Genomic DNA, 12,326 nt, shown 5'->3' with positions numbered 1-12,326 from the left:
TACCCGCAGCGCATGGCTGCTTCTATCAGATATCCAGCAACAGACGAGCCGGGTCTTCCAGCAGGTTCTTGATGGTCACCAGGAAGGTTACAGCTTCTTTGCCATCGATCAGACGGTGATCGTAGGACAGTGCCAGGTACATCATCGGACGGATCACGACCTGACCGTTGATGGCCATAGGACGCTGGATGATGTTGTGCATGCCCAGAATCGCTGCCTGCGGCGGGTTGACGATCGGAGTCGACATCATCGAACCGAAGGTACCACCGTTGGTGATGGTGAAGGTACCGCCAGTCATCTCTTCCATCGACAATTTGCCGTCACGGGCTTTCTTGCCGAAAGTGGCGATGCCGCCTTCGATTTCAGCCAGGCTCATCAGCTCGGCGTTACGCAGAACCGGTACGACCAGACCACGGTCGCTGGAAACGGCAACACCGATGTCGGCGTAGCCGTGGTAAACGATGTCCGCGCCGTCGATCGAGGCGTTGACCGCCGGGAAGCGTTTCAGCGCTTCGGTGGCAGCCTTGACGAAGAACGACATGAAGCCCAGGCGTACGCCGTTGTGGGACTTCTCGAACAGGTCCTTGTACTTCGAACGCAGGGCCATGACTTCGGTCATGTCGACTTCGTTGAACGTGGTCAGCATCGCCATGTTCGACTGGGCTTCAACCAGACGCTCGGCAACCTTGGCACGCAGACGGGTCATCGGCACGCGTTTTTCAACGCGATCACCGGCAGCGAATACCGGAGCAGCGGCAGCCGGAGCAGCAGCCTTGGCAGGTGCGGCAGCTGGAGCGGCTTTCTTCGCGGCAACAGCAGCGACCACATCTTCCTTGGTTACACGACCACCCTTGCCGGTGCCGGCAACGGAAGCGATGTTGATGCCATTCTCTTCAGCCAGCTTGCGCGCAGCAGGAGCAGCAACAGGATCGTCTTCGCCTTCGGCAGCAGCCGGTGCGGCAGCAGCAGCGGCCGGAGCAGCAGCGGCGGCTGGAGCAGCGGCGGCTGGAGCAGCGGCAGCAGCGCCGCCCGCTTCGATGGAGCCCAGAACTTCGTCGGACAGAACGGTGTCGCCTTCGTTCTTGACGATTGCGCCCAGCACGCCGTCGGCGGTAGCCAGCACTTCCAGTACGACTTTGTCGGTTTCGATGTCGACGATCAGGTCGTCACGCTTGACGGCGTCGCCCGGTTTTTTGTGCCAGGTGGCAACGGTGCCATCGGCAACCGATTCCGGGAAAGTGGGGGCTTTGATCTCGATAGCCATTATCTGTGGTTCCTTAAATTCGGTTTCAGGTGCGCGAAGGCGTTAAACGGTAAACGCGTCTTGCAGCAGTTTTTCCTGCTGCTCGGCGTGCATCGATGCGTAACCACATGCTGGGGCAGCAGAAGCCTCACGGCCCGCGTACTCGAGTACGAGAGACTTGTTGAGGTTACCGATGCTGCGACGCAGGTGATGCTGGCTGCAGTACCAGGCACCCTGGTTCATCGGCTCTTCCTGACACCAAACGGCATGCTTGACGTTGGTATAAGGCGCCAGGACTTCTTTCAAGTCGTCCTCAGGGAATGGATACAGCTGCTCGATACGCACGATGGCGATATCGTCACGGCCTTCGGCACGGCGTTTTTCCAGCAGGTCGTAGTAGACCTTGCCGCTACACAGAACAACGCGCTCGACCTTTTTCGGGTCCAGGGCATCGATTTCCGGGATCACGGTCTGGAACGAACCTTCGGCCAGATCTTCCAGGGTCGAGACGGCCAGTTTGTGGCGCAGCAGCGACTTCGGCGTCAGCACTACCAGAGGTTTGCGCAGTGGGCGAATCACCTGACGACGCAGCAAGTGGTAGATCTGGGCCGGAGTGGTCGGCATGCACACCTGAATGTTGTGCTCGGCGCACAACTGCAGGTAACGCTCAAGACGAGCCGAGCTGTGCTCAGGACCCTGACCTTCGTAGCCGTGCGGCAACAGCATGGTCAGACCGCAGAGACGGCCCCACTTGTGTTCGCCGCTGGTGATGAACTGGTCGATAACAACCTGTGCACCGTTGGCGAAGTCGCCGAACTGGGCTTCCCAGATCACCAGCGCGTTTGGCGTGGTGGTCGAGTAGCCGTATTCGAAGGCCAGTACCGCTTCTTCCGACAGGAACGAGTCGTACAGGTCAAAGCGTGGCTGACCTTCGTACAGGTGTTTCAGCGGAATGTAGGTGCCAGCATCTTTCTGGTTGTGCAGCACAGCGTGACGGTGCGAGAACGTACCGCGGCCGATGTCCTGACCGGTCATGCGGATCGGGTGACCTTCGAACGCCAGGGTCGCGTACGCCATGGTTTCGGCGTAACCCCAGTTGATCGGCAGGCCGCCGGCTTGCATTTTCTGACGGTCTTCGTAGATCTTCGCAACCTGACGCTGAACCACGAAGCCTTCCGGAATTTCCAGCAGCTTGGCGGACAGTTCCTGCAGGGTCTTCAGATCGAAACGCGTGTCGTGACGCGCAGTCCAGGCGTGGCCCAGATACGGACGCCAGTCCACGAACAGCTCTTTGTTCGGCTCTTTGACCAGCGACTTCACGACGTGCAGACCGTTGTCCAGCGCGTTGCGGTATTCGTCGACTTTCGCCTGAACACGCTCTGCGTCGAGTACGCCGGCCTGGGTCAGACGATCAGCGTACAGCTCACGGGTGGTGCGCTGCTTGGTGATCTGCTGATACATCAGCGGCTGGGTACCGCTTGGCTCGTCGGCCTCGTTGTGGCCGCGACGACGGTAGCAGACCAGGTCGATCACCACGTCACGCTTGAACTGCATGCGGTAGTCGATGGCCAACTGGGTCACGAACAGCACGGCTTCCGGATCATCGCCATTCACATGGAGGATCGGCGCCTGAATCATCTTCGCAACGTCGGTGGCGTACTCGGTGGAGCGCGAGTCCAGCGGGTTGCTGATGGTGAAACCGACCTGGTTGTTGATCACGATGTGCACGGTACCGCCGGTCTTGAAACCGCGGGTCTGCGACATCTGGAAGGTTTCCATGACCACGCCCTGACCTGCGAATGCAGCGTCACCGTGGATGGAGATCGGCAGAACCTTCTCACCGGTCGGGTCGTTACGACGATCCTGACGGGCGCGAACCGAACCTTCTACCACCGGGGAAACGATTTCCAGGTGGGACGGATTGAACGCCATGGCCAGGTGAACTTCACCGCCGGCGGTCATCACGTTGGACGAGAAGCCCTGGTGGTATTTGACGTCACCGGAACCCAGCTCGACCTTCTTCTTGCCTTCGAACTCGTCGAACAGCTCGCGCGGGTTCTTGCCGAAGGTGTTGACCAGCACGTTCAGACGGCCACGGTGGGCCATGCCGATGACGACTTCCTTGGTGCCGTAGGAACCGGAACGCTGGATCAGTTCGTCGAGCATCGGAATCAGGCTTTCGCCGCCTTCCAGACCGAAACGCTTGGTGCCCGGGTATTTGGTGCCCAGGTATTTTTCCAGGCCTTCACCGGCAGTGACGCGCTCGAGCAGATGGCTCTTGATGTCGGCGGAGTACGTCGGACGACCACGCACGCTTTCCAGACGCTGCTGGAACCAGTGGCGCTGCTCGGAATCGGTGATGTGCGTAAATTCAGCGCCGATGGTGCGGCAATATGTCTGCTGCAACGCTTCGTGAATTTCGCGTAGGCTCGCTTCCTCTTTGCCGATGAACAGGTCGCCGGCACGGAAGGTCGTATCAAGATCGGCATTGGTCAAGCCGTAATGATTGATCGACAGGTCTGCAGGTGCAGGACGCTGCCACAGCCCCAGCGGGTCCAGCTGGGCTGCCTGGTGGCCACGCATACGGTAGGCCTGGATCAATCGCAGCACTTCAACTTGCTTCTTCTCGTGCTCACTGCTCACGCTACCGGCGGAAACCGGTTGGGCGCGGCGCTGGTTCTTTGCCAGCAGCACGAAATGATCGCGAATTGTGGAGTGCGAAACATCAGTGGCAGAGCTGCCGTCGGCAGGCAGCTTCTGAAAGTAGGTGCGCCACTCTTCTGGCACAGCGTTAGGGTCGTGCAGGTAGAGCTCATAAAGCTCTTCCACATAGGCAGCGTTTCCACCTGAAAGGTAGGCGCTGTTCCACATGCGCTGCATCACGCTTTCTTGCATGCTTGGTCACCCTCGGTTAGGGGAACACCATCGGCGTCAATACCGAGCAAACTTGCAGAAGTCCGAATGCAGCGACCAAAACAAGCCACTTAGGATCACGCTGATAGTCCGGGTACCAGCCCGGATGCCCCTGCTTGTCTCATTTCTTCAAAATAAGAGCTGCAGCTTGTGGCTACTGCTCTGGTTATAGCCATGACGCGGGTTGAAGCCCGCGCCACAGCCTCTTCGTTACAGCGGTTCTACGGTTACAGCAGCTGAATCACACGCCGCTCGAAAGCAGCATGTTACGGATGTGACCGATGGCCTTAGTCGGGTTCAGGCCTTTCGGACATACGTTGACGCAGTTCATGATGCCCCGGCAGCGGAAAACGCTGAACGGGTCATCAAGCGAAGCCAGACGCTCGGACGTCTTGGTGTCACGGCTGTCTGCCAGGAAGCGGTACGCTTGCAGCAGGGCAGCTGGACCCAGGAACTTGTCCGGGTTCCACCAGAAGGACGGGCACGAGGTCGAGCAGCAGGCGCACAGGATGCACTCGTACAGACCGTCGAGCTTTTCACGCTCTTCAGGGGACTGCAGACGCTCGATGGCCGGAGCCGGCGTGTCGTTCTGCAGGTAAGGCTTAACCTTCTCGTATTGCTTGTAGAAGATGCTCATATCGACGACCAGGTCACGGATAACCGGCAAACCTGGCAGCGGACGAACGATCAACTTGTTGCCTTTTACGACAGCGGACAGCGGCGTGATGCACGCCAGACCGTTCTTGCCGTTGATGTTCATGCCGTCGGAGCCGCAGACGCCTTCACGGCAAGAGCGACGATAGGAGAAACCCTCGTCCTGCTCTTTGATCAGGGCCAGCACGTCCAGCACCATCAGGTCTTTACCACCGGTATCGACCTGGAATTCCTGCATGAACGGCGCAGCGTCCTGATCAGGGTTGTAGCGATAAACACTGACTTGCAACATGGCGATCACCCTTAATAAGTCCGGACTTTAGGTTCGAAAGTCGGAACAGTCTTCGGCGAGAAGTTAACGGCACGCTTGGCGACGCGTTTCTCACCCGGGAAGTACAGGGTGTGGCACAGCCAGTTTTCGTCGTCACGGTCTTCGAAGTCTTCACGGGCGTGAGCGCCGCGGGACTCTTTACGTACTTCGGCCGCGATGGCGGTAGCTTCAGCCACTTCCAGCAGGTTTTGCAGCTCGAGCGCTTCGATACGTGCAGTGTTGAACGCCTGCGACTTATCGTTGATCTTCACGTTGGCGATGCGCTTGCGCAGATCGGCCAGTTGAGCGATACCTTTCTGCATGTATTCGCCGGTACGGAACACACCGAAGTAGTTCTGCATGCAGCTTTGCAGCTCGCGACGCAGGGTGGCCACGTCTTCGCCATCGGTACGGCCGTTCAGCGCGTTCAGACGCGACAGGGCTGCTTCGATGTCGGACTCGGTAGCGTCGTCGTATTCGATGCCGTCGGTCAGCGCCTTCTCCAGGTGCAGGCCGGCAGCGCGGCCGAATACCACCAGGTCGAGCAGCGAGTTGCCACCCAGACGGTTGGCACCGTGCACCGATACGCAAGCCACTTCACCTACCGCGAACAGACCAGGAATGATCTGATCCACGCCTTCGGCGTTCTGGGTGATCGCCTGACCATGAATGTTGGTGGCAACGCCGCCCATCATGTAGTGGCAGGTCGGAACAACCGGAACCGGAGCAACCACCGGGTCAACGTGTGCGAAAGTCTTCGACAGTTCGCAGATGCCTGGCAGACGGCTGTGCAGCACTTCCTCGCCCAGGTGGTCGAGTTTGAGCATTACGTGGTCGCCATTCGGACCGCAACCGTTGCCGGCGATGATTTCTTTAACCATCGAGCGGGCAACCACGTCACGACCAGCCAGGTCTTTCGCGTTCGGAGCATAACGCTCCATGAAACGCTCGCCGTGCTTGTTGATCAAGTAACCACCTTCACCACGGCAACCTTCGGTCACCAGTACACCGGCGCCGGCGATGCCGGTCGGGTGGAACTGCCACATTTCGATGTCTTGTACCGGCACGCCAGCACGCAGCGCCATGCCAACGCCGTCACCGGTGTTGATCAGGGCGTTGGTGGTGGAGGCGTAGATACGGCCAGCACCGCCAGTTGCCAGTACGGTGGCCTTGGCGCGGATGTACGAAGTTTCGCCGGTTTCGATGCAGATAGCGATCACACCGACAAACTCGCCTTCCTGGTTTTTCACCAGGTCGACCGCGTAGTACTCGTTCAGGAACGTGGTACCGGCTTTCAGGTTGCCCTGATAAAGGGTGTGCAGCAGTGCGTGACCGGTACGGTCGGACGCTGCGCAGGTACGGGCAGCCTGGCCGCCTTTACCGTAGTCCTTGGACTGACCACCGAACGGACGCTGGTAGATACGGCCTTGTTCGGTACGCGAGAACGGCAGACCCATGTGGTCCAGCTCGAAAACGGCAGCCGGGCCTTCCTGACACATGTATTCGATAGCGTCCTGGTCACCGATGTAGTCGGAACCCTTGACGGTATCGTACATGTGCCAGCGCCAGTCATCGTTCGGGTCAGCGGACGCGATCGCGCAGGTGATGCCGCCCTGGGCGGATACAGTGTGCGAACGGGTCGGGAAAACCTTGGTGATCACCGCAGTCTTGTGACCGCCCTGCGCCAGCTGCAGCGCAGCGCGCATGCCGGCACCGCCACCACCAATAATGATGGCGTCGAAAGAAATCGTTGGAATGTTAGCCATGACTCAGATACCCCAGAGAATCTGCACACCCCAGACGAAGTAAGCGAACATTGCAACGCCGCATACTGCCTGGAAAAGGAAACGTATAGCCGTCGCGGACTTGCCGAACGCCATTGGCGTCAGGTAGTCAGTCGCGATGGTCCACATGCCGACCCAGGCGTGAGCGCCGAGAGCAACAAGGGCCAGGAGGCTGAAAATACGCATCCCGTTGTGAGCGAACAGTTCATGCCACTGGGCGTACTCGAGGCCTGGGTGGGCCACGACGTATCCGATCAGAAAGATGAAGTAAGCCGCGAGAACGACCGCCGACACACGTTGCGCCATCCAGTCATAGAGGCCCGAACGCGATAGGTTCGTGACGTTAGTTACCATATCCAGACTCCTGCCAGAACGATTACCACCACGGAAACGGCGATAACGATTTTCGAGCCCAGCTTGCCGCCTTCCAGCGTCTCACCGATGCCCATGTCCATGATCAAGTGGCGCACACCGGCAACCAGGTGATACAGCAGAGCGGACAGGATGCCCCAAATCACTAGCTTGGCTAGCGGACTGGTCAGACACGCTTTCACCTGACCGAAGCCTTCCTCGGAGCTCAGCGACTTGTCCAATGCATAAAGCATGATGGCAAGGCACACAAAGAGGATGACACCGGAGATACGGTGAAGAATGGACGTGTAAGCAGTGACTGGGAGTTTGATGGTCCTTAGGTCTAGGTTTACAGGTCGTTGGCTTTTCACGGCTTTTTTTTCACACTGAAGAGCCCCTAACAATCAGGGCAAAGTTGTTGGGGAGTGCACTGGTCAGGTAACCACCACCCAGGGATGCGACCCCCAATGAAAGCAAGCCCAAAAGCCCTTGGCGGTCGGTGGCCGAGTATAGACAGTTAGGCTACTAATGACAACGCAATCACCTACCCCCAATAGCTGATTGCACAAGTCGCATAAAAGGCGTAAATGGCAGTCAATTTCGAGGAAAAAGTGCGCTTAAAGCCTTCTGGAGCAAGACTTTAGGCAAATTGACATTCGAATTTATCTCACTATAGTGGTGCGGGCCCTGCGTGGGGGGTCTGTCTGATGGTTCAAGCATAAATAGGAGGCCACATGGCTGACAAAAAAGCGCAGTTGATCATCGAGGGCGCAGCCCCCGTCGAGCTGCCCATTTTAACCGGCACCGTTGGTCCCGATGTAATCGATGTTCGGGGCCTGACGGCCACGGGCCGCTTCACTTTCGACCCGGGTTTCATGTCGACCGCTTCGTGCGAATCGAAGATCACCTATATCGACGGCGACAACGGCATTCTGTTGCACCGCGGCTACCCGATCGAACAGCTGGCTGAAAAGTCGGACTACCTGGAAACCTGCTACCTGCTGCTCAACGGCGAACTGCCGACCGCAGAACAGAAGGCCCAGTTCGTCAGCACCGTGAAAAACCACACCATGGTTCACGAGCAGCTGAAAACCTTCTTCAACGGCTTCCGTCGCGACGCCCACCCGATGGCCGTCATGTGCGGCGTAGTCGGCGCCCTCTCGGCCTTCTACCACGACTCCCTGGACATCAATAACCCGCAGCATCGCGAAATCTCCGCGATCCGTCTGGTTGCCAAGATGCCGACCCTGGCAGCGATGGTTTACAAGTACTCCATGGGCCAACCCATGATGTACCCGCGCAACGACCTGACGTACGCGGAAAACTTCCTGCACATGATGTTCAACACCCCGTGCGAGATCAAACCGATCAGCCCGGTACTCGCCAAGGCCATGGACCGGATCTTCATCCTCCATGCCGACCACGAGCAGAACGCATCGACCTCCACCGTGCGTCTGGCAGGCTCCTCGGGTGCCAACCCGTTCGCCTGTATCGCCGCCGGTATCGCCGCACTGTGGGGCCCTGCCCACGGCGGTGCGAACGAAGCCGTATTGACCATGCTTGACGAGATTGGCGATGTGTCCAACATCGACAAGTTCATCGCCAAGGCCAAGGACAAGAACGATCCGTTCAAGCTGATGGGCTTCGGTCACCGGGTTTACAAGAACCGCGACCCTCGCGCGACTGTGATGAAGCAGACCTGCGACGAAGTGCTGAAAGAACTGGGCATCAACAACGATCCGCAACTCGAACTGGCCATGCGCCTGGAAGAGATCGCGCTGACCGACCCGTACTTCATCGAGCGCTCGCTGTACCCGAACGTCGACTTCTACTCGGGGATCATCCTCAAGGCGATCGGCATTCCAACCAGCATGTTTACCGTGATCTTCGCTCTGGCCCGTACCGTGGGCTGGATTTCGCACTGGAAAGAAATGCTCTCCAGCCCGTACAAGATTGGCCGTCCGCGCCAGTTGTATACTGGCTACGAGTCGCGTGATATCACCAAGCTGGAAGACCGTAAATAAGACCTGTCTTGCGATAACGTCTTGAAGTTGTATCGGGAACGGCCTCTTATATAGAGGCCGTTTTTGTTTGTTTGGTCGCAGCGGCCTGGGGGCCGACTGGGTTTTGGGGTTTTGGGTGTATATCCGTTGCTGCGGTAACGGCCTCCTATGGTTTCGCTCTTACAGCGAGTCACCTTTTCCAAACGCCGAAAAGGTAACCCAAAAGGCTTTGCCCCGGCGTACGGCACTTCGCTTAGGCTCAGTGTTCCCTCGCTACGGTGTCCATCAGGGGGCATCGCCTACGGTTTGCTTCGCTGCACCTCCTCTCGATGGATGCGGCTCCGCCGCATGGCGCTGCGCGCCTAACCCCCTGATGGACACCTTCGCTCGGCCTGCCGAAGGGGCAGAAGATCAAAAGCCACATCAAAAGCCAAAGCCAAAGCAGATCAAAAGATCACAGCCTTCGGCAGTTCCTACATGGGATTGGGTGTATTCAGTTGGAGATTGGTCGGCTGACAGGCCGCCTTCGCGAGCAAGCCCGCTCCCACAGTAGGGCCGGGTATATCAGTAAGAGATTGGTCGGCTGTCAGGCCGCCATCGCCAGCAGGCTAGCTCCTACAATTTAGAGAGCGTGCACCCCATGCGGCGAAGCCGCCCCACTCAACACAATGAGCGTTAGCTCGAGTAAAGCTTTTGATCTGAGGGCCCGTCGGCAGGCTGAGTGGAGGGATTTATCCGGGGGTGGGAGCGCAGCGACCGTTTGGCGCAGCCAAACACAGCGAGAGGAGGTGCAGCGAAGCAAACCGTAGGCGCTGCCCCCCGGATGAATCCCGGAGCGAAGGAACCCGAGCCCAGGCGAGGGCCGAACGTCAGGGTAAAGCCTTTTTGGTTACTTTTTCGGCGTCTGGAAAAAGTGACCCGCCGTAAGGGCGGAACCCTAAGCAGCCGTTACCGCAGCAAAGGATATGTACCCAATTCCAGCCCGATAACCGCCCACAAAAAAACACCCCGATCTCTCAACCGGGGCACTTCACTCAAACCACGTAATCAGCGCTTAGTGCGAAACCGCCCCACTCGCCCCCAACCCCGTCTGCGAACGCACAAACTGCGGGAAGAACAGCGCCCGCTCGTTCTCGGCCGCAGCCGACTTGTCGGTGATCGAGAAGAACCAGATCCCGATGAACGCGATCACCATCGAGAACAGCGCCGGATACTCGTACGGGAAGATCGCCTTCTCGTGATGCAGAATCTGCACCCAGATGGTCGGGCCAAGGATCATCAGCCCCACCGCACTCACCAGCCCCAGCCAGCCGCCGATCATCGCGCCGCGGGTGGTCAGCTTCTTCCAGTACATTGAAAGCAACAGCACCGGGAAGTTGCAGCTCGCCGCGATGGAGAACGCTAGGCCAACCATGAACGCAATGTTCTGGCTTTCGAACAGGATGCCCAGACCAATCGCCAGCACACCCAGTGCGATGGTGGTGATCTTCGACACGCGAATCTCATCCTTGTCGTTGGCCTTGCCCTTCTTGATCACGCTGGCATACAGGTCGTGCGACACCGCCGAAGCACCGGCCAGAGTCAGACCCGCCACTACCGCCAGAATGGTCGCGAACGCCACCGCCGAGATGAAGCCAAGGAAGATGCTGCCGCCCACTGCGTCAGCCAGGTGCACCGCCGCCATGTTGTTGCCGCCGAGCAGAGCGCCCGCCGCGTCCTTGAAGTCAGGATTGGTGCTGACCAGCAGAATCGCACCGAAGCCGATGATGAAGGTCAGGATGTAGAAGTAGCCAATGAAACCGGTGGCGTACAGCACGCTCTTGCGAGCTTCCTTGGCGTCACTCACGGTGAAGAAGCGCATCAGGATGTGCGGCAGACCAGCGGTACCGAACATCAGGGCCAGGCCCAGGGAGAACGCCGAAATCGGATCTTTCACCAGACCGCCCGGGCTCATGATCGCTTCACCTTTCGGGTGAACCTTGATTGCCTCGGAGAACAGCGTATTGAAGTCGAAGTTGACGTGTTTCATCACCATCAGCGCCATGAACGAGGCACCGGACAGCAACAGCACAGCCTTGATGATCTGCACCCAGGTGGTCGCCAGCATGCCGCCGAACAGCACGTACATGCACATCAGGATACCGACCAGAATCACCGCGACGTAGTAGTCGAGACCGAATAGCAGCTGGATCAGCTTGCCGGCACCGACCATTTGCGCGATCAGGTAGAACGCTACCACCACCAGCGAACCGCAGGCGGACAGGGTGCGGATCTGGGTTTGCCCGAGGCGGTAGGACGCCACATCGGCAAAGGTGTATTTACCCAGGTTACGCAGACGCTCGGCGATCAGGAACAGAATGATCGGCCAGCCCACCAGGAAGCCGATCGAGTAGATCAGGCCGTCGTAGCCGGAGGTGAACACCAGCGCGGAAATCCCCAGGAAGGACGCCGCCGACATGTAGTCACCGGCAATCGCCAGACCGTTCTGGAAACCAGTGATCTTGCCGCCCGCCGCATAGTAGTCGGCGGCCGACTTGTTGCGTTTGGAGGCCCAGTAGGTGATGCACAGGGTCGCACCGACGAACACCACGAACATGGCGATGGCGGAAACGTTGAGCGGTTGTTTGTGGACTTCGCCGGTCAAGGCGTCAGCGGCCCAGACGGCCGGAGCGAACGCTGCGATGCTCAAAAGAGCCAGTAGACGCCGGATCATTGCTGAGCCTCCTTGAGAATCGCATTGTTCAGGTCGTCAAACTCGCCATTGGCGCGCCGTACGTAGATCGCGGTCAGGATGAAGGCCGAGACAATCAGGCCGACACCAATCGGAATGCCCCAGGTAATCGAAGATCCCGGACTGAGTTTCGCCCCGAGCACTTGCGGCCCGTACGCGATCAGCAGAATGAATGCGGAGTAAAGCCCGAGCATGATTGCCGAGAGAATCCAGGCGAATCGTTCCCTTTTTCTCACCAGCTCCTTGAAGCGCGGGCTGTTTTGAATCGAGAGGTAAATGCTGTCGTTCATTGTTTTTATCCTCGCAGCACAGATTATTGTTGGAACGTATCCACTGT

General features: G+C 58.5%; 9 protein-coding genes. 1 reads left to right on the top strand and 8 read right to left on the bottom strand.

The genetic code is table 11. The features are described from left to right. Positions 1-25: 25 nt before the first annotated feature. The 6 genes from odhB to sdhC all read right to left on the bottom strand — a co-directional run bounded on the left by odhB (position 26) and on the right by sdhC (position 7,626). Positions 26-1,264, bottom strand: coding sequence for a 2-oxoglutarate dehydrogenase complex dihydrolipoyllysine-residue succinyltransferase (gene odhB / locus ACVHNU_RS04875; RefSeq protein WP_473019119.1), 1,239 nt, complete (start codon positions 1,262-1,264; stop codon positions 26-28). A gap of 42 nt (positions 1,265-1,306) precedes the next feature. Beyond that, positions 1,307-4,138 (bottom strand): 2-oxoglutarate dehydrogenase E1 component, encoded by a 2,832-nt coding sequence (locus ACVHNU_RS04870; protein WP_003223009.1) that lies wholly within the window; start codon positions 4,136-4,138, stop codon positions 1,307-1,309. A 259-nt stretch (positions 4,139-4,397) separates the two neighbouring features. Beyond that, positions 4,398-5,102, bottom strand: a complete 705-nt coding sequence (locus ACVHNU_RS04865; protein WP_003223007.1) for a succinate dehydrogenase iron-sulfur subunit — start codon at positions 5,100-5,102, stop codon at positions 4,398-4,400. 11 nt (positions 5,103-5,113) lie between these two features. Beyond that, the gene (sdhA, locus tag ACVHNU_RS04860) at positions 5,114-6,886 is read right to left on the bottom strand and encodes a succinate dehydrogenase flavoprotein subunit (protein WP_003223001.1); all 1,773 of its coding nucleotides are present in this window, start codon (positions 6,884-6,886) and stop codon (positions 5,114-5,116) included. A gap of 3 nt (positions 6,887-6,889) precedes the next feature. Beyond that, a complete protein-coding gene (gene sdhD, locus ACVHNU_RS04855) occupies positions 6,890-7,258 on the bottom strand; it encodes a succinate dehydrogenase, hydrophobic membrane anchor protein (RefSeq protein ID WP_003222999.1) in 369 nt (122 codons plus the stop codon). Then, positions 7,252-7,626, bottom strand: coding sequence for a succinate dehydrogenase, cytochrome b556 subunit (gene sdhC / locus ACVHNU_RS04850; RefSeq protein ID WP_016773673.1), 375 nt, complete (start codon positions 7,624-7,626; stop codon positions 7,252-7,254). Before sdhC ends, sdhD begins: the two co-directional genes overlap by 7 nt. A 363-nt stretch (positions 7,627-7,989) precedes the next feature. Here sdhC and gltA point away from each other — a divergent pair, with 363 nt between their 5' ends. Next, positions 7,990-9,279 (top strand): citrate synthase, encoded by a 1,290-nt coding sequence (gene gltA, locus ACVHNU_RS04845; RefSeq protein WP_003222994.1) that lies wholly within the window; start codon positions 7,990-7,992, stop codon positions 9,277-9,279. A 1,033-nt stretch (positions 9,280-10,312) separates the two neighbouring features. Here gltA and ACVHNU_RS04840 read toward each other — a convergent pair. Continuing rightward, positions 10,313-11,971 carry a cation acetate symporter gene (locus tag ACVHNU_RS04840; RefSeq protein WP_103486067.1) on the bottom strand — a complete coding sequence of 553 codons (1,659 nt, stop codon included), beginning with the start codon at positions 11,969-11,971 and terminating at the stop codon, positions 10,313-10,315. Then, positions 11,968-12,279 (bottom strand): DUF485 domain-containing protein, encoded by a 312-nt coding sequence (locus tag ACVHNU_RS04835; RefSeq protein ID WP_003222991.1) that lies wholly within the window; start codon positions 12,277-12,279, stop codon positions 11,968-11,970. Before ACVHNU_RS04835 ends, ACVHNU_RS04840 begins: the two co-directional genes overlap by 4 nt. Between the last annotated feature and the right edge of the window lie 47 nt (positions 12,280-12,326).

The sequence above is a fragment of the Pseudomonas sp. Ors-4-3C genome (genome assembly GCF_055755035.1).
The sequence above is the reverse complement of the archived record's forward strand: the minus strand, read 5'-3'. Positions and strand labels throughout refer to the sequence as shown.